Annotated in this window: 18 protein-coding genes, 2 tRNA genes and 2 rRNA genes; 9 read left to right on the forward strand and 13 right to left on the reverse strand. The window is 60.0% G+C overall.

From position 1 onward, the window contains the following. The first annotated feature begins 24 nt into the window (after positions 1–24). Both ACYCFC_RS01660 and rrf read left to right on the forward strand, forming a co-directional pair. Positions 25–2,915: ribosomal RNA gene (locus ACYCFC_RS01660) — 23S ribosomal RNA — on the forward strand. A 168-nt stretch (positions 2,916–3,083) separates the two neighbouring features. Then, positions 3,084–3,199, forward strand: a 5S ribosomal RNA gene (rrf, locus tag ACYCFC_RS01665). Between the two features lie 97 nt (positions 3,200–3,296). Here rrf and ACYCFC_RS01670 read toward each other — a convergent pair. The 10 genes from ACYCFC_RS01670 to ACYCFC_RS01715 form a co-directional block, all read right to left on the reverse strand. After that, positions 3,297–3,995 carry a DNA-3-methyladenine glycosylase gene (locus tag ACYCFC_RS01670; protein WP_459652956.1) on the reverse strand — a complete coding sequence of 233 codons (699 nt, stop codon included), beginning with the start codon at positions 3,993–3,995 and terminating at the stop codon, positions 3,297–3,299. A gap of 168 nt (positions 3,996–4,163) precedes the next feature. Next, the gene (gene ychF, locus ACYCFC_RS01675; RefSeq protein ID WP_181086809.1) at positions 4,164–5,264 is read right to left on the reverse strand and encodes a redox-regulated ATPase YchF; all 1,101 of its coding nucleotides are present in this window, start codon (positions 5,262–5,264) and stop codon (positions 4,164–4,166) included. A gap of 48 nt (positions 5,265–5,312) precedes the next feature. Then, the gene (pth, locus tag ACYCFC_RS01680; RefSeq protein WP_181086808.1) at positions 5,313–5,897 is read right to left on the reverse strand and encodes an aminoacyl-tRNA hydrolase; all 585 of its coding nucleotides are present in this window, start codon (positions 5,895–5,897) and stop codon (positions 5,313–5,315) included. A gap of 35 nt (positions 5,898–5,932) precedes the next feature. Further along, positions 5,933–6,550 (reverse strand): 50S ribosomal protein L25/general stress protein Ctc, encoded by a 618-nt coding sequence (locus ACYCFC_RS01685; protein WP_181086807.1) that lies wholly within the window; start codon positions 6,548–6,550, stop codon positions 5,933–5,935. Positions 6,551–6,673: 123 nt separating this feature from the next. Continuing rightward, positions 6,674–7,615, reverse strand: a complete 942-nt coding sequence (locus tag ACYCFC_RS01690; protein WP_181086806.1) for a ribose-phosphate diphosphokinase — start codon at positions 7,613–7,615, stop codon at positions 6,674–6,676. A gap of 82 nt (positions 7,616–7,697) precedes the next feature. Next, positions 7,698–7,772: transfer RNA gene (locus ACYCFC_RS01695), tRNA-Gln, on the reverse strand. A gap of 47 nt (positions 7,773–7,819) precedes the next feature. Continuing rightward, positions 7,820–7,894 (reverse strand) — tRNA-Gln (locus ACYCFC_RS01700). An 18-nt stretch (positions 7,895–7,912) separates the two neighbouring features. Next, positions 7,913–8,773, reverse strand: a complete 861-nt coding sequence (gene ispE / locus ACYCFC_RS01705) for a 4-(cytidine 5'-diphospho)-2-C-methyl-D-erythritol kinase (RefSeq protein WP_459652957.1) — start codon at positions 8,771–8,773, stop codon at positions 7,913–7,915. Then, positions 8,773–9,393 (reverse strand): lipoprotein insertase outer membrane protein LolB, encoded by a 621-nt coding sequence (gene lolB, locus ACYCFC_RS01710; RefSeq protein ID WP_181086804.1) that lies wholly within the window; start codon positions 9,391–9,393, stop codon positions 8,773–8,775. Before lolB ends, ispE begins: the two co-directional genes overlap by 1 nt. A 3-nt stretch (positions 9,394–9,396) precedes the next feature. Then, the gene (locus ACYCFC_RS01715) at positions 9,397–11,124 is read right to left on the reverse strand and encodes a tetratricopeptide repeat protein (RefSeq protein ID WP_459652958.1); all 1,728 of its coding nucleotides are present in this window, start codon (positions 11,122–11,124) and stop codon (positions 9,397–9,399) included. Between the two features lie 183 nt (positions 11,125–11,307). Between ACYCFC_RS01715 and hemA the strand changes: the two genes are divergently transcribed. The 6 genes from hemA (at position 11,308) to ACYCFC_RS01745 (ending at position 16,721) form a co-directional block, all read left to right on the forward strand. Further along, entirely contained in the window at positions 11,308–12,576 is a 1,269-nt protein-coding gene (gene hemA, locus ACYCFC_RS01720) for a glutamyl-tRNA reductase (RefSeq protein ID WP_181086802.1), read from the forward strand. After that, complete coding sequence (prfA, locus tag ACYCFC_RS01725; protein WP_459652959.1) at positions 12,573–13,655, forward strand: peptide chain release factor 1; 1,083 nt, start codon at positions 12,573–12,575, stop codon at positions 13,653–13,655. The genes hemA and prfA overlap by 4 nt, the downstream gene beginning before the upstream one ends. A gap of 78 nt (positions 13,656–13,733) precedes the next feature. Next, entirely contained in the window at positions 13,734–14,588 is an 855-nt protein-coding gene (gene prmC, locus ACYCFC_RS01730) for a peptide chain release factor N(5)-glutamine methyltransferase (protein WP_459652960.1), read from the forward strand. Beyond that, positions 14,575–15,330, forward strand: a complete 756-nt coding sequence (locus ACYCFC_RS01735) for a molybdopterin-synthase adenylyltransferase MoeB (protein ID WP_181086799.1) — start codon at positions 14,575–14,577, stop codon at positions 15,328–15,330. Before prmC ends, ACYCFC_RS01735 begins: the two co-directional genes overlap by 14 nt. Next, entirely contained in the window at positions 15,323–16,114 is a 792-nt protein-coding gene (murI, locus tag ACYCFC_RS01740; protein ID WP_181086798.1) for a glutamate racemase, read from the forward strand. Before ACYCFC_RS01735 ends, murI begins: the two co-directional genes overlap by 8 nt. An 88-nt stretch (positions 16,115–16,202) precedes the next feature. Beyond that, positions 16,203–16,721 (forward strand): acyloxyacyl hydrolase, encoded by a 519-nt coding sequence (locus ACYCFC_RS01745; RefSeq protein WP_459652961.1) that lies wholly within the window; start codon positions 16,203–16,205, stop codon positions 16,719–16,721. Between the two features lie 94 nt (positions 16,722–16,815). Here the strand turns inward: ACYCFC_RS01745 and ACYCFC_RS01750 are convergent, their stop codons facing one another. The 3 genes from ACYCFC_RS01750 to upp all read right to left on the reverse strand — a co-directional run bounded on the left by ACYCFC_RS01750 (position 16,816) and on the right by upp (position 19,247). Continuing rightward, positions 16,816–17,136 carry a YkgJ family cysteine cluster protein gene (locus ACYCFC_RS01750; RefSeq protein ID WP_459652962.1) on the reverse strand — a complete coding sequence of 107 codons (321 nt, stop codon included), beginning with the start codon at positions 17,134–17,136 and terminating at the stop codon, positions 16,816–16,818. A gap of 207 nt (positions 17,137–17,343) precedes the next feature. Then, on the reverse strand, positions 17,344–18,606 hold the full coding sequence (locus ACYCFC_RS01755) for a uracil-xanthine permease family protein (protein ID WP_181086795.1): 1,263 nt from the start codon (positions 18,604–18,606) through the stop codon (positions 17,344–17,346). 2 nt (positions 18,607–18,608) lie between these two features. Then, on the reverse strand, positions 18,609–19,247 hold the full coding sequence (gene upp / locus ACYCFC_RS01760; RefSeq protein WP_181086794.1) for a uracil phosphoribosyltransferase: 639 nt from the start codon (positions 19,245–19,247) through the stop codon (positions 18,609–18,611). A gap of 173 nt (positions 19,248–19,420) precedes the next feature. Between upp and ACYCFC_RS01765 the strand changes: the two genes are divergently transcribed. After that, positions 19,421–19,978, forward strand: coding sequence for a hypoxanthine-guanine phosphoribosyltransferase (locus ACYCFC_RS01765; protein ID WP_181086793.1), 558 nt, complete (start codon positions 19,421–19,423; stop codon positions 19,976–19,978). Positions 19,979–20,136: the final 158 nt, after the last annotated feature.

Raw genomic sequence — 20,136 nt, forward strand, 5'->3', positions numbered from 1 at the left:
TAACCAGATTGCTTGGGGTTATATGGTCAAGTGAAGAAGCGCATACGGTGGATGCCTTGGCAGTCAGAGGCGATGAAAGACGTGGTAGCCTGCGAAAAGCTTCGGGGAGTCGGCAAACAGACTTTGATCCGGAGATCTCTGAATGGGGGAACCCAGCCATCATAAGATGGTTATCACACACTGAATCCATAGGTGTGTGAGGCGAACCAGGGGAACTGAAACATCTAAGTACCCTGAGGAAAAGAAATCAACCGAGATTCCCTTAGTAGTGGCGAGCGAACGGGGACTAGCCCTTAAGTGGCTTTGAGATTAGCGGAACGCTCTGGAAAGTGCGGCCATAGTGGGTGATAGCCCTGTACGCGAAAATCTCTTAGTCATGAAATCGAGTAGGACGGAGCACGAGAAACTTTGTCTGAATATGGGGGGACCATCCTCCAAGGCTAAATACTACTGACTGACCGATAGTGAACCAGTACCGTGAGGGAAAGGCGAAAAGAACCCCGGAGAGGGGAGTGAAATAGAACCTGAAACCGTATGCGTACAAGCAGTGGGAGCCTACTTTGTTAGGTGACTGCGTACCTTTTGTATAATGGGTCAGCGACTTATTTTCAGTGGCGAGCTTAACCGAATAGGGGAGGCGTAGCGAAAGCGAGTCTTAATAGGGCGTCTAGTCGCTGGGAATAGACCCGAAACCGGGCGATCTATCCATGGGCAGGTTGAAGGTTAGGTAACACTGACTGGAGGACCGAACCGACTACCGTTGAAAAGTTAGCGGATGACCTGTGGATCGGAGTGAAAGGCTAATCAAGCTCGGAGATAGCTGGTTCTCCTCGAAAGCTATTTAGGTAGCGCCTCGTGTATCACTGCTGGGGGTAGAGCACTGTTTCGGCTAGGGGGTCATCCCGACTTACCAAACCGATGCAAACTCCGAATACCAGCAAGTGTCAGCACGGGAGACACACGGCGGGTGCTAACGTCCGTCGTGAAAAGGGAAACAACCCAGACCGTCAGCTAAGGTCCCAAAATCCTGGTTAAGTGGGAAACGATGTGGGAAGGCTCAGACAGCTAGGAGGTTGGCTTAGAAGCAGCCATCCTTTAAAGAAAGCGTAATAGCTCACTAGTCGAGTCGGCCTGCGCGGAAGATGTAACGGGGCTCAAACCAGGTACCGAAGCTACGGGTTCATCGTAAGATGAGCGGTAGAGGAGCGTTCTGTAAGCCTGTGAAGGTCAATTGAGAAGTTGGCTGGAGGTATCAGAAGTGCGAATGCTGACATGAGTAACGACAATGCGAGTGAAAAACTCGCACGCCGAAAGACCAAGGGTTCCTGCGCAACGTTAATCGACGCAGGGTGAGTCGGTCCCTAAGGCGAGGCTGAAGAGCGTAGTCGATGGGAAACGGGTTAATATTCCCGTACTTCTGGTTACTGCGATGGGGGGACGGAGAAGGCTAGGCCAGCTTGGCGTTGGTTGTCCAAGTTTAAGGTGGTAGGCAGAGATCTTAGGTAAATCCGGGATCTTAATGCCGAGAACTGATGACGAGCTTTCTTTTAGAAAGCGAAGTGGTTGATGCCATGCTTCCAGGAAAAGCCTCTAAGCTTCAGGTAATCAGGAACCGTACCCCAAACCGACACAGGTGGTTGGGTAGAGAATACCAAGGCGCTTGAGAGAACTCGGGTGAAGGAACTAGGCAAAATGGCACCGTAACTTCGGGAGAAGGTGCGCCGGTGAGGGTGAAGCATTTACTGCGTAAGCCCATGCCGGTCGAAGATACCAGGCCGCTGCGACTGTTTATTAAAAACACAGCACTCTGCAAACACGAAAGTGGACGTATAGGGTGTGACGCCTGCCCGGTGCCGGAAGGTTAATTGATGGGGTTAGCGCAAGCGAAGCTCTTGATCGAAGCCCCGGTAAACGGCGGCCGTAACTATAACGGTCCTAAGGTAGCGAAATTCCTTGTCGGGTAAGTTCCGACCTGCACGAATGGCGTAACGATGGCGGCGCTGTCTCCACCCGAGACTCAGTGAAATTGAAATCGCTGTGAAGATGCAGTGTATCCGCGGCTAGACGGAAAGACCCCGTGAACCTTTACTATAGCTTTGCACTGGACTTTGAATTTGCTTGTGTAGGATAGGTGGGAGGCTTTGAAGCGTGGACGCCAGTTCGCGTGGAGCCATCCTTGAAATACCACCCTGGCAACTTTGAGGTTCTAACTCTGGTCCGTTATCCGGATCGAGGACAGTGTATGGTGGGTAGTTTGACTGGGGCGGTCTCCTCCTAAAGAGTAACGGAGGAGTACGAAGGTGCGCTCAGACCGGTCGGAAATCGGTCGTAGAGTATAAAGGCAAAAGCGCGCTTGACTGCGAGACAGACACGTCGAGCAGGTACGAAAGTAGGTCTTAGTGATCCGGTGGTTCTGTATGGAAGGGCCATCGCTCAACGGATAAAAGGTACTCCGGGGATAACAGGCTGATACCGCCCAAGAGTTCATATCGACGGCGGTGTTTGGCACCTCGATGTCGGCTCATCACATCCTGGGGCTGAAGCCGGTCCCAAGGGTATGGCTGTTCGCCATTTAAAGTGGTACGCGAGCTGGGTTTAGAACGTCGTGAGACAGTTCGGTCCCTATCTGCCGTGGACGTTTGAGATTTGAGAGGGGCTGCTCCTAGTACGAGAGGACCGGAGTGGACGAACCTCTGGTGTTCCGGTTGTCACGCCAGTGGCATTGCCGGGTAGCTATGTTCGGAAGAGATAACCGCTGAAAGCATCTAAGCGGGAAACTTGCCTCAAGATGAGATCTCACTGGAGCCTTGAGCTCCCTGAAGGGCCGTCGAAGACTACGACGTTGATAGGTGGGGTGTGTAAGCGCTGTGAGGCGTTGAGCTAACCCATACTAATTGCCCGTGAGGCTTGACCATATAACACCCAAACAATTTGATGTTTGCGTGTCAGACGGTTGAAGTCGACAAACAAACCGAAAAGACGCATCGCTCGCAAAGCGAACCAAGACAAAGCAACAACGCAACACAACACATCACATGCCCAATTAGGGGAAGCGACTCAACACCGACTCCCCAACCGAATTGCTTGACGACCATAGAGCGTTGGAACCACCTGATCCCATCCCGAACTCAGAAGTGAAACGACGCATCGCCGATGGTAGTGTGGGGTCTCCCCATGTGAGAGTAGGTCATCGTCAAGCTTCTACACCAAACCCCCGACCATCGAAAGATGATCGGGGGTTTGTCTTTGCGCAAAAGAAAAAGGTCAGTTTCGCCAAAGTCCCAGCAGCAACAGCGCTAGCTCGATAGCTTGTCGCGCTGCAGCAAAACGTAGTCCTTGCCTTCACATTGGCTTCGGCGTAGCGGGTTGCGGGTGCAATGCGGGGCGAAGCCGGCATCGACAAAGCGGTAAGGTAGGTGCTCATCGCGACCTCGTGGGATGCCGAGGCGGATAGTCTGGATGATGTCGGGTCGCGCTCCGATGTCATCGACGCGCAACCGCCTGGGATCCATGCGTCGCGCGTTCCATTCCGTGACGCTCAACCCCAGCGACTTGCACAGCAGCGTCTGGCCGGAGCAGAGGCGGGTGAGTGCGCGAGCCCCTCCAGCGGCAGCAGGGCTGTTGGCTCGCATGCGTTCGATGGATGCCTCGCAGGAAAGCGAGTCGACCCAGGGGTAACCGGCCTTGATGCAGACGGCGTTTCCATCGCCCTGAACGCTAAAGTTCAGCGAGTCTCCGCCGCGGGAGTAATAAAGGTAGAGGTGCCCGGCGGGCATGAACATGGCCCGCCGTGACGGACTGTTACCAAGCGAGGAGTGGCTGGCCTTCTCGTCAATGTAATAGGCCTCGGTCCCGATGATGCGTGCCGATAGCCATAGGCCGTCGACGCAATGGCGAATCACTGTTCCCAGCAGCTCGCGTGCGACGAGCTGGGCGTCCCGATCGAAAAAGGTGTCGTCAAGATTTTTCTGGGGTAGTTCGGCAAGGCTGTGCATCGCTACTCCGTTTCGGCAGGTGTCCCTTTTCCGACCACGTGAGCGAGACGAATGTCCGTACTTGGCGTCGGGAACCGACACTGGTCTGATGGATGGGCTGAGCTTTCCCTACTCCAGAACGCAGAAAGCCCCGCAGTGCGGGGCTTTCCAGGGCTTCGAGGATATCGATCAGACGTTGAATCTGAAATGCATCACGTCTCCATCCTTGACGATGTATTCCTTGCCTTCCAGGCGCCATTTTCCGGCTTCCTTGGCCCCGGCTTCGCCCTTGTACTGGATGAAGTCGTTGTAGGCGATGACTTCGGCGCGGATGAAGCCTTTTTCGAAGTCGGTGTGGATTACGGCGGCGGCTTGCGGTGCGGTGGCACCGACCTTGACGGTCCAGGCACGGACTTCCTTCACGCCGGCGGTGAAGTAGGTCTGCAGGTTGAGTAGCTCGTAGCCGGCGCGGATGACGCGGTTCAGACCCGGTTCGCTCATGCCGATGGCTTCGAGGAACATGTCTTTTTCTTCGCCGTCATCCAGTTCGGCGATTTCCGCTTCGATTTTGTTGCATACCGGCACCACGATGGCGCCTTCTTCCTCGGCGATGGCTTTCACTACGTCGAGGTGCGGGTTGTTTTCGAAACCGTCCTCGGCGACGTTGGCGATATACATCACCGGCTTGCTGGTCAGCAGGTGGAAGCTGCGTACCAGGCGCTTCTCCTCGTCACCGAGGTTTTTCAGCAATGAGCGCGCCGGCTTGCCTTCAGTAAAGTGCGGAATCAGCTTTTCCAGCAAGGCCTTTTGTGCCACGGCGTCCTTGTCGCCGCCCTTGGCATTGCGGGCGACTTTCTGCAATTGCTTCTCGCAACTGTCGAGGTCGGCGAAGATCAGTTCCAGATCGATGATTTCGATATCGCGCCTGGGGTCGACGCTGTTGGAGACATGAATAACGTTTTCGTCCTCGAAGCAGCGCACCACGTGGGCGATGGCGTCGGTTTCGCGGATATTGGCGAGGAATTTGTTGCCCAAGCCTTCACCCTTGGAGGCGCCAGCGACCAGGCCGGCGATGTCGACGAACTCCATGGTGGTCGGCAGTACGCGCTCAGGCTTGACGATCTCGGCCAGCGCAGCCAGGCGCGCGTCGGGCATCGGCACGATGCCGCTGTTCGGCTCGATGGTGCAGAAGGGGAAGTTCTCTGCAGCGATACCGGATTTGGTCAGGGCGTTGAACAGGGTGGACTTGCCGACGTTGGGCAGGCCGACGATGCCGCAATTGAATCCCATGAGTGTTGAACCCTCGCGCAGATGAAATCGAAAAAAAGGGGAGAGCTGTCAGGCCTTCTGGCTGTGCAGGCGTCGCATTGCGCCGGTCCAGTCGCCGGTCAGGATTTCCGGCAGCACGTCGAAGGTGAAGTCGATGCTGGCGTCCAGCTTCTCACGTTCTGACTGTGGTGCCCGACCCAGTACATAGCCGGTTACCAGGCTGCTGTGTCCGGGATGGCCGATGCCCAGGCGCAGGCGGTGAAAGTTGTTCTGATTGCCGAGCCTGGCGATGATGTCGCGCAGCCCGTTGTGCCCGCCGTGTCCGCCACCCTGCTTGAGTTTGGCGACGCCGGGAGGCATGTCGAGTTCATCGTGGGCAACCAGGATAGCCTCGGGAGGAATTCGGAAAAATCCGGCCAGTGCCACCACCGCCTGACCGCTGCGGTTCATGTAGGTGGTGGGAATCAACAGGCGGACGTCTTCGTCCTGATGGCGAAACTTGCCGACCAGGCCGAAATACTTGCGATCGACGCTGAGGTTGACGCCCTTGTGGGCGGCCAGACGCTCAACGAAAAGGGCCCCTGCGTTATGCCGGGTCTGGTCGTATTCGGGGCCTGGATTTCCCAGGCCGACGATCAGTTGTACGGCAGTCACGACAGAGGCCCTTCCTTCAGCTGGCTGCGAGTGGGTTACTCGGCAGCGCCTTCTTCTTTCTCGGCGTCATCCTTGTTCACGCGCGGCGCGTGAATGTTGACGACCGGCAGGTCACTGCCATGCTGCAGTGCGACGAAAGCAACGCCTTGCGGCAGCTTCAGATCGCTCATGTGCAGCACCTGGCCGACTTCCATATTGGCGATGTCGACTTCGATGAAGTCCGGCAGATCCTGTGGCAGGCAGGTCACTTCGGCATCCGGCAGGTTCAGGTAGATCTCGCCACCCTGCTGCTTGACGCCAATGGAGGTGTCCTGGTTGATCAGGTGCACCGGAACGGTAGCGGTCAGCTTCTGGCCGGCGACGACGCGCTGGAAGTCAGCGTGCAGCACGAAGCCCTTGGCCGGATGACGCTGCAGTGCCTTGATCACGACCTCCTGGTTCTTGCCGTCGACGTTCAGCTTGATGATGTTGCTGAAGGCGATTTCGTTTTCCAGCATTTTGGCCAGGTCTTTGGCCAGAATGCTGATCGATTGCGGCGCAGCTTCGCCACCGTAGATCACGGCCGGTACGAGGTTGGCGTTACGACGCAGGCGGCGGCTCGCACCTTTCCCCAGGTCGGAACGCTCTTGGGCATTCAGATTGAAGTCAGTCATTGTGTTTCTCCAGGATAGCAACGCGCCCGATGTGCTTGCGACCAGCACTATCGGGCGGTTGGATAGAAGCCTCGCATATCGCGGGGCACATTTTCGTTCGGCGCGAAGGACTAGGCTCGTAGCCTAGCGGAACATCGCGCTGATCGATTCAGCATTGCTGATGCGGCGAACCGCCTCAGCCACCATTGGTGCAATGTCCAGCTGGCGAATACGGGTACAGGATTGGGCGGCAGCTGACAGCGGAATGGTATTGGTCACCACCAGTTCGTCGAGTACCGAGCCGTCGATGTTCTCGATGGCGCGACCGGACAGGATCGGGTGGGTGCAATAGGCATAGACCTTTTCAGCGCCGTGATCCTTCAGTGCAGTAGCGGCGTGGCACAGGGTGCCGGCGGTATCGACCATGTCATCGACGAGGATGCAGGTACGGCCTTCGATATCGCCAATGATGTGCATCACTTCCGACTGGTTGGCCTTGGGCCGGCGCTTGTCGATGATCGCCAGGTCCACACCCAGCGATTTGGCTACGGCGCGAGCACGCACAACGCCGCCAATATCGGGGGAGACGATCATCAGGTTCTCGAAGCGCTGCGCCTGGATGTCATCGACCAGGACTGGCGAGCCGTAGATATTGTCTACCGGCATGTCGAAGAAGCCCTGGATCTGATCGGCGTGCAGGTCGACGGTGAGAACGCGATTGACGCCCACCACATCGAGCATGTCGGCCACGACCTTGGCGCTGATGGGGACGCGAGCGGAGCGCGGACGACGGTCCTGGCGAGCGTAACCAAAGTAGGGAATGACGGCCGTGATGCGCGTGGCGGAGGAGCGGCGGAAGGCATCGGCCATCACCACCAGTTCCATCAGGTTGTCATTGGTCGGTGCGCAGGTCGGCTGGATCAGGAAGACGTCCTTGCCGCGAACATTTTCGTTGATTTCGACACTGATTTCGCCATCGGAAAACTTTCCGACATAGGCGTCACCGAGGGGGATATGCAGCTGACGTACGACACGCCGGGCCAGGTCGGGGTTGGCGTTCCCCGTGAAGACCATCATCTTGGACACGCGCAGTACCTGCCTGAGGGTGGGTCCGATGAAACAAAAAGCTGTTCAAAAGGCCGGGCTTTTTGAACAGCTCTCAAGTGTATGGCAGGGGCGGCTGGATTCGAACCAACGCATGCCAGGATCAAAACCTGGTGCCTTACCGCTTGGCGACGCCCCTGTGGAAAAACATCTAGATGCCTGATCGTACGTACCCCGTGAGGGTTGTGGCAGGGGCGGCTGGATTCGAACCAACGCATGCCAGGATCAAAACCTGGTGCCTTACCGCTTGGCGACGCCCCTGTATCGTACAACCGAATGCTAGGCATTCACTTCCTGCGCCAGTTTTTCGAGCGTGCGGTGCAATATCGAAACATTGCGCCCTTGGGCTACGAAACCGGGCATGTCGGCTGGAAGCTGGCGGCAGACTTTATCAGCCTCGGCCTTGTTTGGAAAGCTTCCAAACACACAAGCTCCAGTGCCGGTCATTCTTGCTGGAACAAATTTACCCAACAAGTTCAAAGCGTTACGGACTTCCGGATAGCGCTTTTCAACAACCGGCTGGCAGTCGTTATGACCGCCCTCTGCAAGAAGGCTGCGAACTGTAATGGCCGGGGTATTGCGTGTCAACTCCGGGTCGGAAAATATTTCCGCTGTACTAACAGAGACTTGCGGGGCGATGACCAGATACCACGGCTCGCTCAATTCGACCGGCTGCAGGCGTTCGCCTACACCCTCGGCAAAGGCCGCGCGACCCCGGACGAATACGGGGACGTCGGCGCCCAGCTCCAGTCCGATCTGCGCAAGGCACTCCTCGCCCATGCGGGTCTGCCAGAGGTGGTCGAGCCCCAGCAGGGTAGTGGCCGCATCGGAACTGCCGCCGCCGATTCCACCGCCCATGGGCAGGCGCTTGAGCAACTGGATGTCGGCGCCCTGACTGCAACCACTGCGCGATTGCAGCAGGCGGGCAGCGCGCACGATCAGGTTGCTGTCGTGGTGTACGCCGGGTAGTTCGGTATGTAGATGGATTTCTCCGTCGGCGCGGGACGTGAAGGTCAGTTCGTCGCCATGGTCGAGAAACTGGAATAGCGTTTGCAGTTCATGATAGCCATCGGCGCGCCGGCCGGTGATATGCAGCATCAGGTTGAGTTTGGCCGGAGCGGGCAGGGTGAGTGCGCGCATCAGCGGCCAAGCTGGCGTGGCTGCCAGTCCTTGATGACCAGGGTGATCTGCAGGTTCCGGCCTTCCAGCTTGATGCGCGAAGGAAGGGTGAGGCCGTTTTCTTCCACGTAACCCAGGTACTGAACGTCCCAGTCGTCCTGCTGAAGCGTGGCCAGCCGTCCAGTACTGTCGAGGGTGACGCGGCTGCGACTGTCCGGCGCGGGCAGCCCGCGAACCCACCAGAGCAGGTTGGAGACCGGCAATTGCCAGCCGAGTTGGCTTTCGACCAGCGCTTCAGGCGATTTTGCCTCGAAGCGGCCCTGTCCGGCGACTTCCAGTATTACGGCGTCCGGTCGGCCCGTGAGGCGGGTCGCGCCGCGGCCCAGCGGGCCGGAGAGGCGGATGTCGAAATAGTCCTGACGCTGCAGCCAGAACAGGGTGCCGCTGCCAGAGTCCTGTGGCGCGCGAATGCCGATTTTGCCGCTGATCTGCCAGCCGTCGATATGGCCGATCCGCGCCTTGTGGGTTTTCCAGTCTTCGGCACTGCCGGGACCTTCGACCGATTCCTGCGGGCCGAGGCCGGCGCAGCCGGCGAGCAGCAGGGCAAATAGTGGGAGCAGCAGGTTACGCATGGTCAGCATGGGTCAGGGTTTCTCCGAACCGGTCAGGCGTTTCAGGGTTTCACGCAGAATCCTGCTGTCCGGTTGCAGCTTCAGGGCTTCAGTCCAGATGGCGCGTGCTTCGCGCCGTTTGCCTGCGCTCCAGAGCACCTCGCCCAGGTGAGCGGCGACTTCGTGGTCGGGGAGGCGCTCGTGCGCCTGGCGCAGTTGAGCTTCGGCCTGCTCCAGATTGCCCAGGCGGTAATTCACCCAGCCGAGGCTGTCGAGAATCGCCGCATCGTCTGGGTTGAGTGCGTAGGCCTGCTCGATAAGCGCCAGGGCTTCGCTGTAGCGACCCGTGCGGTCGGCCAGGGTGTAGCCCAGTGCGTTGAGGGCCATGGCGTTGTCCGGTTCGCGTTCGATGATAAAGCGCAGATCCTGTTCCAGCTGCTTCAGATCACCCCGCTTCTCGGCGACCATGGCGCGGGTGTAGAGCAGGCTGAGGTCATCGGGAAACTGCTGCAGCGCCTGTTCGGTCAGTTGCCAGGCCTGTTCGGTCTGCTGTTGGCCGGAGAGTGCTTCGATCTCGATGAGGTACAGCTGGATGGCGTAGTCGGGCTGCTGCTCGCGGGCGCGGGCCAGCAGTTGCGAGGCCTCCTGATGACGACCCAGGGAAAACAGCAGCTCGGCCTGCATCAGCTGCGCCGGCAGGTACTCGTTGCCGGGGCCAACGGCGGCGAACGCGGCCAGTGCCTGCTCCGGCTCGCCGAGTTCGCGCCAGGCGCGACCGAGGTTGAACTGGGCGGCATCGACATGGCTGCCGCGCTCGATAAGCTCCTCCAGATAGACGATGGCTTCGCGCCAGGCCTGGGCTTCGAGACAGACCAGCGCCATCGAGAAGCGCAGGTCGTCGTCACCGGGGTATTGCTGGACCAGGGTGGCGAATTCGCCCATGGCATCGTCGAGGCGCTCCTGCTCCACCAGCAGTCGCGCGTAGGTCAGGCGCAGGCGCTTGTCTTCGGGATGGCGGTGCAGGCTTCTTTCCAGGATGGGCAGGGCTTCGTTGCCGCGGTCGAGAATCTGCAGCAGGCGTGCCTGCAGGAGTGTCGAGGGAATCTGCTGCTGGCTGGCGGGCTGTGCTTCGAGCAGGGTCAAGGCTTCTTCGGGGCGCTCGTCCTGTTGCAGCAGCACGGCTTTGCCGAAGGTCAGCTGCGGATTGTCGGGATGCCGGGCCAACAGCTGATCGAAACTTTGCAGCAGGCCGGCGCGCGTATCGGGATCGGTCTGGGCGGCTGACAGGGCGAGGAAGTCGAAGTGGGTGTCGCCCTGGCCTTGCAAGACCTTCTCCATGAATTCCAGGGATTCCTCGTAACGCCCGGTGCGCGCCAGCTGCACGGCGGCGGCGCGCTGGGCGTCGAGGTTGTTCGGAGCGTTGTCGGCCCAGATCATCGCGGTATTGAGTGCTGCCTGCTCGGCGCCCAGATATTCGGCGATGCGGAAGCCGCGTTCGGCAACGGCTGCATCCTGGGTCGCACTGGCCTGGATGACGTAATTGTTCAGGGCAATGTCGAAACGATTGCGCTGCCCGGCCAGTTCGGCCACCAGCAAGGAATACAGCGTGTCCTTGCTGAACGACGCGTATTCGTCGGGGCTGATTGTCGCAGGCTCCGGCAGCGACTCTTCGACCGGCGGGCTGCTTTCGGGAGCGCTTTGCAAAAGGCTTTGGCAACCACCGAGAAACAGGGCGGCGCTGAGGACGAGGAGCTTGTTCATAGGAAATACAAGGGCTGATCTGCGGTCGCGGCATGATGACACAAGCCGTCAGGCAAGCACATGGGCGGCTCACGAGGCGATTTGGTTGACTCAATCCCTGTACAGACAATGAAGGTCAACGGTTGTTCTGAAGCAGGCGAAGTAGGAGAATCTCGCGCTCTGTTCTGGAATCAGCGATCCCGCATGGCTTTCATCGCGCTTGGCATCAATCACAAGACCGCATCGGTGGATGTGCGCGAGCGTGTGGCGTTCACGCCTGAGCAAATGGTCGAAGCGTTGCAGCAACTGTGCCGGGTGACCCCGACGCGTGAGGCTGCCATCCTTTCGACCTGCAATCGCAGCGAGTTGTATCTGCAGCAGGATCAGGCTGAAGCCGAACAGGTGCTGGCCTGGCTGGCCGGCTACCACAGCCTGAACCTTGATGACCTCAAGGCTTGCGCCTACGTTCACGTCGATGATCAGGCGGTGCGGCACATGATGCGCGTCGCATCCGGTCTCGACTCAATGGTACTTGGCGAGCCGCAGATTCTCGGTCAGATGAAATCCGCCTATGCCGTTGCCCGCGAGGCGGGCAGTCTGGGTCCTTTGCTGGGTCGCCTGTTCCAGGCCACGTTCAGTACCGCCAAGACCGTGCGCACCGACACGGCCATCGGTGAGAACCCGGTATCAGTCGCCTTTGCCGCCGTCAGCCTGGCCAAGCAGATCTTCGCCAATCTGGATCGCAGCCAGGCTCTGCTGATCGGTGCCGGCGAGACCATCACCCTGGTTGCGCGTCATTTGCACGAACAGGGCGTCAAGCGCATCGTCGTCGCCAACCGGACTCTCGAACGGGCCAGTGCGCTGGCCGAGCAGTTCGGGGCTCATGCCATCCTGCTCGCCGATATCCCGCAGGAGCTGTACAACAGCGACATCGTCATCAGTTCCACCGCCAGTCAACTGCCCATTCTTGGCAAGGGCGCGGTGGAACAGGCGCTGAAAAAGCGCAAGCACAAGCCCATGTTCATGGTTGATATTGCCGTACCGCGGGATATCGAGCCGCAGGTAGGCGAGCTGGAAGATGTCTATCTTTACACCGTCGACGATCTCCATGAAGTGGTGGCGGAGAACCTCAAGAGTCGCCAGGGCGCTGCCATGGCCGCCGAGGAACTGGTTGCCGCCGGTACTGATGATTTCATGGTGCGGCTGCGCGAACTGGCCGCGGTGGACGTGCTCAAGGCCTATCGGCAACAGGCAGAGCGGATTCGTGACGACGAGTTGAGCAAGGCGCAGCGGCTGCTCGCCAACGGCAGCAGCGCGGAGGAGGTGCTGGTCCAGCTGGCGCGCGGCCTGACCAACAAGCTGCTGCACGCACCCAGCGTGCAGTTGAAAAAACTTTCCGCCGAAGGGCGAGTGGAGGCACTGGGCATCGTTCAGGAGCTTTTCGCCCTGCAAGAACACACGGACAAACCATGAAAGCGTCGTTGCTCAACAAACTCGACATCTTGCACGACCGCTTCGAAGAACTGACGGCGCTGCTGGGCGATGCCGAAGTGATCAGCGATCAGACCCGCTTCCGCGCCTATTCGCGCGAATACGCCGAGGTCGAACCGGTCATCGACGCCTACCGCGAATTCCTCAAGTTGCAGTCCGACCTCGAAGGCGCCCAGGCGCTGCTCAAGGACAGCGATCCAGACGTGCGCGAGATGGCCGAGGAGGAGGTTGAGCAGGCCCGCGGCCAGTTGGAGGAAATCGAGGCGCGGCTGCAGCGCATGTTGCTGCCCAAGGACCCGAAGGACGGTCGCAACGTCTTTCTGGAAATCCGCGCCGGCACCGGTGGCGACGAGGCGGCGATCTTCTCCGGCGACCTGTTTCGCATGTACTCGCGCTATGCCGAACGCCAAGGCTGGCGCGTCGAAATCCTTTCGGAAAGTCCCGGCGAACATGGCGGCTACAAGGAAGTGATCTCGCGGGTCGAAGGCGACAACGTCTATGCCAAGCTGAAGTTCGAGTCCGGCGCACACCGTGTTCAGCGCGTGCCGGAAACCGAATCCCAGGGCCGTATCCATACCTCGGCCTGTACGGTAGCGGTGCTGCCGGAGCCGGACGAGCAGATCGCCATCGAGATCAATCCGGCTGATCTGCGGGTAGATACCTATCGCGCGTCGGGCGCCGGTGGTCAGCACATCAACAAAACCGACTCGGCCGTGCGCATTACCCACCTGCCCAGCGGCATCGTAGTCGAATGCCAGGAGGAGCGCTCACAGCACAAGAACCGCGCGCGCGCCATGTCCTGGCTGGCCGCCAAGCTGCAGGATGTACAGGACAGCGCCGCGCACAAGGAAATCTCCGATACGCGCAAGCTGCTGGTCGGCTCCGGTGATCGTTCCGAGCGCATCCGTACCTACAATTTCCCCCAGGGTCGCGTGACCGATCACCGTATCAACCTGACCCTGTACTCGCTCGGCGAAGTCGTCGGTGGTGCGGTGGAACAGGTCATCGAACCGCTGCTGCAGGAATACCAGGCCGACCAGCTGGCGGCTCTGGGCGATTAACGACAGCAGCAAGCTTCAAGCCACAAGCTGATTACGTGGCGTCTTGTAGCTTGAGACTTGTAGCTTGAGGCTTAACGTATGGCCACCATCGAATCCCTGCTGAACGACAGCGACCTGCCCGATTCGCCGAGCGCCCGGCTGGATGCCGAGCTGCTGCTCGCCCATGTACTGGGCAAGTCGCGCAGCTATCTGCACACCTGGCCGGAGCGGGAGCCCGGCGCCGAGCAGTGCAAGGCCTTCGCGGAATACCTGGAACGCCGCCGCCGTGGCGAGCCGGTGGCCTATATCCTCGGGCGCCAGGGTTTCTGGAGCCTCGAACTGGAAGTCGCGCCACATACGCTGATCCCCCGACCGGACACCGAACTGCTGGTCGAAACCGCACTGCAGCTGCTCCCGGCGACTGCCGCTCAGGTTCTGGACCTGGGCACAGGCACCGGTGCGATTGCCCTGGCGTTGGCCAGTGAGCGCCCGGTGTGGCGGGTGACAGGGGTGGACCGCGTCGCCGAGGCCGTTGCCCTGGCGACACGCAACGCCCGGCAGTTGCGACTGGACAATGTGCGCTTTCATGAAAGCCACTGGTTTTCCGCGCTGACGGGGCAGCGCCATGAGCTGATCGTGAGCAACCCACCCTATATTCCCGCTGGCGATCCGCATTTGTCCCAGGGCGACGTGCGCTTCGAACCGGGCAGTGCCCTGGTGGCCGGCGAGGACGGCCTGGACGACATTCGTCAGATCATCGCCCAGGCGCCTGCTTATCTGCACGATGCTGGCTGGCTGTTACTGGAGCATGGCTATGACCAGGCCGGGGCGGTGCGAGGACTACTCACCGAAGGCGGCTTCGTCTCGGTGCAAAGTCGGCGCGACTACGGCGGACATGAACGTATCAGCCTGGGGCGATTGAATAGGGGAGAAGCTGTGCATGTTGAGCGATGACGAGCTGCTGCGTTACAGCCGCCAGATACTGTTGAAACAGGTCGATATCGACGGCCAACTGAAGCTCAAGCAAAGCCGCGTGCTGATCGTCGGGCTGGGCGGCCTGGGCTCGCCCGTGGCGCTGTATCTGGCTGCCGCCGGCGTTGGCGAATTGCATCTGGCCGATTTCGACAGCCTCGATCTGACCAACCTGCAGCGGCAGATCGTGCATGAAACGGCCTCGGTCGGCCTGCCCAAGGTGGACTCCGCCATCGCGCGCCTGTCGGCGCTCAACCCGCAGGTGAAGCTGGTGCCGCATCGCGTTGCGCTGGATGCCGACTGTATCGGAGAGGTTGTCGACGAGGTCGATCTGGTGCTGGACTGCACCGACAACTTCAACATTCGCGAGGTGCTCAATGTCGCCTGCGTGGCCGCGAAGAAGCCGCTGGTCAGTGGTGCCGCCATCCGCCTGGAAGGGCAGCTGTCGGTTTTCGATCCGCGTATCGAGAGCAGTCCGTGCTACCACTGCCTGTACGGGCATGGCAGCGAAGCCGAGCTGACCTGCAGCGAGGCCGGCGTGCTGGGGCCGGTGGTCGGTGTGATCGGTAGCCTGCAGGCGCTCGAAGCGCTGAAGCTGCTGGCCGGTTTCGGTGAGCCGCTGGTGGGCCGGTTGTTGCTGGTGGATGCGCTGGGCAGTCGCTTCCGTGAGCTGAAGGTCAAGCGCGATCCGGCCTGCGCGGTCTGTGGGCCACAGCATGGCTGACAATGCGCCGATCGGCGTCTTCGACTCCGGTGTCGGCGGACTTTCGGTGCTGCGCGAAATTCGCCTGCGCCTGCCGCATGAATCATTGCTGTACCTGGCCGACAGCGGCCATGTGCCTTATGGCGAGAAAAGCCCCGAGTTCATCCGCGAGCGCTGCCGTTCGATTGCCGCCTTTCTGCTGGAGCAGGGCGCCAAGGCGTTGGTACTGGCCTGCAATACCGCAACCGCCGCCGGTATCGCTGAATTGCGTGAGCGCTATCCGCAGATTCCTCTGGTGGGCATGGAGCCGGCGGTCAAACCGGCAGCGCGGGCGACCCGCAGTGGCGTGGTGGGCGTGCTGGCCACGACCGGCACGCTTAAAAGCGCCCGCTTTGCGGCCCTGCTGGATCGTTTCGCCAGCGATGTGCGGGTCATTACCCAGCCCTGTCCCGGCCTGGTCGAATGCATCGAGACCGGTGAGCTGAATTCGCCGGCCACCCGCGCATTGCTCGATACTTTCGTCCAGCCTCTGCTTGAGCAGGGCTGCGATACGCTGATTCTCGGTTGTACGCACTACCCCTTCATCAAGCCGCTGCTGGCCGAAATGGTGCCATCGACCGTTACCCTGGTGGACACTGGGGCGGCAGTGGCGCGCCAGCTCGAAACGGTGCTCGCAGCTCGCCATCAGTTGGCTGAGGGCGAGCCGGGCGCACATTTCTGGAGCAGTGGCGAGCCTCAGCGACTCGCGGATGTGCTGCCGACACTTTGGGGTGAAGGCGCGGCAGTTAGCTACTATCCTGATTAGGAACTCCCCGCTGCGCCTGCTTTCTGTATTTGGGGTGACATCCAATAAACAACAAAAGTGATGCCTACTTTTTGATAAGGAAAATCTGATGAAGAAGCTGATCTCCCTCGCTGCGATTGCAGCTGTTTCGTTGGGTCAGGTGGCTGCCGTTCACGCGTTGGATCTAACCGCTGCTGTTGGCCGCACTGGCGAGTCGACGACGACCTATCGGCTCGGGGCGCAGTTCGATTTCAATCGTAGCTGGTTCCAGAGCAGTGTAGGGCGGCTCACCGGCTACTGGGATGCCGGCTACACCTATTGGGAAGGTGACAAGACATCGAGCAACCACAGCATATCGCTGACGCCGGTGTTCGTTTACGAATTCGCAGGTGATGCGGTCAAGCCCTACCTGGAACTGGGCATCGGTGTTGCGGCGTTCGAGAATACCAAGTTGGAAAACAACGACCTGGGCTCTTCATTCCAGTTCGAGGACCGCATCGGCGCAGGCTTGCGCTTCGCAGGTGGGCATGAAGTGGGCGTGCGTGCGATTCACTATTCCAATGCCGGCATCAAGAATCCCAACGATGGGATAGAGAGTTACTCGCTGCACTATCGGATGTCGTTCTGATAACGCGGAGCCCGGCGCCTTGTGCGTCGGGTTATGCCTTCTGATCGTCGGTTACGCCTTCGGCTAATCCGACCTACAAAGGGTCGGGACAGGCTCAGCGATCTTCCCGATAGGCAGACGCAGAGCCCTTGCGCTCATCCAGGCAGTCTTCCGAACCCAATTCAAATTCCCGACAGATCAGCGGGCGTCGCGCGTAGATGGTGCAGCGCATGCTGTCTCGGTCGAGCGCGGCGCACCAGCCATCATCCAGGCGGCGCATGACCTGACCACCCCATGCGTCCACATCGATGAAGCGCTGCGGTACGCCGGTATCGCTGATCAGCATGACTTCCAGCCGGCAGCAGCAGGCCGCGCATGTGCTGCAACTGAGGCGGTTGTCGCTCAGCTGCCGATGGGGAATGAGAGGATTGGACATGCGGCCAGTGTAAACCTGTGGGAGCGGATTGAGCCGTGAATGCAGCAGAGCCGTCGGTTACGCCTTCGGAGACCCGGATTACGCCTTCGGCTAATCCAGGCTACGGTCTTGTCCGCGAGCCGTAGGTTGGGTTGGCCGAAGGACGGTTGCGTGTCAAGTAAGCAGGAAAACCTCCGCGCGGGGCCATAAAGCAAAGGCCCTGCGCACTCAACTGTTCTCTTCGAGCTGCTTGTTCTTCCAGCCTTCGCCGCCTGGCAGCAGCAGGTTGAGCACCAGCGCGATGATGGCGCACAGCGAGATGCCGGAAAGGGCGAACTCGCCATAACCGATCACCATGCCGCCGATGCCGAATACCAGCGTCACCGACACGATGATCAGGTTGCGCGCTTCGGACAGGTCCACCTGATGGCGGATCAGGGTGCTCAGGCCGACCACCGCAATCGAGCCGAACAGCAGGCAGAGGATGCCGCCCATCACCGGTACCGGAATGCTCAGCAGTGCCGCGCCGAACTTGCCGATAAAGGCCAGCACGATGGCGAAAACGGCAGCCCAGGTCATGACCTTCGGGTTGTAGTTTTTCGTCAGCATCACCGCGCCAGTGACTTCCGCATAGGTGGTATTGGGCGGGCCGCCGAACAGACCCGCCGCTGACGTCGCCAGGCCATCGCCCAGCAGCGTGCGGTGCAGGCCCGGCTTCTTGATGAAGTTCTTGCCCGTCACGCCGCCAATCGCCACCACGCCACCGATGTGTTCGATAGCGGGCGCCAGCGCCACCGGGACCATGAACAGGATCGCCCCCCAGTGAAACTCCGGAGCGACGAAGTTTGGCAGTGCCAGCCAGGGCGCTGCGGCGATGCCGCTGGTATCGACCACGTCGAACGCGAAGCAAAGGCTGTAGCCCACCGCGACGCCCGCCAGGATTGGCACCAGGCGAAACAGACCGCGTCCCAGCACGGCGACCAGCAGGGTGGTCAGCAGCGCTGGCATCGAGATCAGCATGGCTGTTTCGTAAGGTATCAGCTGTGCGCTGCCATCGCCGGCCTTGCCCATCGCCATATTCACCGCAACCGGAGAAAGGGCCAGACCAATGGAGATGATGACCGGCGCGATGACTACCGGCGGCAACAGGCGGTCAATGAAACCGGGACCCTTGAGCTGCACCGCGAAGCCGAGAAAGATATAGACGATGCCGGCCGCGACCACCCCGCCGAGCACGGCGGGCAGGCCGAAGTCGGCCTTGGCAGCGATGATCGGTGCGATAAAGGCGAAACTCGATGCCAGGAAAACCGGCACCTGGCGCTTGGTGACGAGCTGAAACAGCAGCGTGCCGATCCCGGCGGTAAACAGCGCCACGTTGGGATCCATCCCGGTGATCAGTGGCATCAGTACGAGCGCGCCGAAGGCGACAAACAGCATCTGCGCGCCGGCCAGCACCTGCCGACCGATGGGCTCTTCCATGGCTTGCGACATGCTCAGACGTCCTTCTGCTTGGTGCCAAAAAGCTTATCGCCAGCATCACCCAGGCCGGGCACGATATAACCGTTTTCGTCCAGCCGTTCATCTATCGAGGCGGTATAGATGAGAACGTCCGGATGAGCCTGCTCCACAGCCTTGATGCCTTCGGGTGCGGCGACCAGCACCAGTGCGCGGATTTCCTTGCAGCCGGCTTTCTTCAGCATGTCGATGGTCGCGACCATGGAACCGCCGGTGGCCAGCATCGGGTCGATGATCATCGCCAGGCGCTGGTCGAGATTATCTACCAGTCGCTCAAGATAAGTATGTGCCTGCAGGGTTTCTTCGTTGCGTGCGATGCCGACAGCGCTGACCTTCGCGCCGGGAATCAGGCTGAGCACGCCGTCGAGCATACCGATACCGGCGCGCAGAATAGGCACTACCGTGATCTTCTTGCCGGAAATCTTCTCTACCTGAACCGGGCCGCACCAGCCATCGATGCTGTAGTTTTCCAGTGGCAGATCGCGGGTTGCCTCGTACGTCAGGATCGATCCAACCTCCTGTGCCAGTTCGCGGAAGTTCTTGGTGCTGATATCGGCTCGGCGCATCAGCCCAAGTTTGTGGCGAATAAGCGGGTGGCGAATTTCTCTAATGGACATGGCTGACTCCGGCAGGCGAATAAACCGGCGTAGATTAATGCATCGCAGGGATAGCGGCTATTTATGTGTCGAACGGCACTTGCTCTGCCTGCATTGGCATCGGTATCGTCGCGCCCCTTGAAAGTGCAGCCGACCGGGCTGTGTCCGCCCATTACTGTTCTGGAGCATCACCAGTGTCCGTCGATCTCGCACATATCCGCCAAGTCATGGCTGAAGCTGATTGCCTGCACGCCGAAGCCGAGGTCGAGGCCGCCATCGAGGCCGTCGCGGGCAGAATCAATGCTGATCTGGCCGAGCGTAACCCCGTGGTGTTCTGCGTGATGAACGGCGGCCTGATCTTTTCCGGCAAACTGCTGACCAAACTGAACTTTCCGCTGGAGCTGTCCTATCTGCACGCCACGCGCTATCGCAACGAGACCAGTGGCGGCGACCTGTTCTGGAAGGCCAAGCCGGAAATTTCCTTTATCGACCGTGACGTCTTGATCATCGATGACATCCTCGACGAAGGGCACACCCTGAGCGCGATCATCGACTTCTGTCGCCACGCCGGTGCCACCGCCGTCCATACTGCCGTGTTGGTGGACAAGGATCACCAGCGCAAGGCCCGTCCGGACCTCAAGGCCGACTACGTGGGGCTGAATTGTGCGGATCGCTACGTGTTCGGCTACGGCATGGACTACAAGGGCTACTGGCGCAACGCGCCCGGCATCTATGCGGTGAAGGGCCTGTAACCAGTAAAATCTTGCAGCTGAGCCGCTATTAGGGGATGGAGTAGGTTGGATTAGCCAAAGGCGTAATCCGACGCTGCCGATGCAGGCGCCATCTGCCGGCCATGCACCCGGCCCCGTTCGCGGTTGGCGACGGAAGCGCCTGCGGCGATTCCATCCTA

It is taken from the genome of Stutzerimonas sp. NM35 (assembly GCF_054604355.1).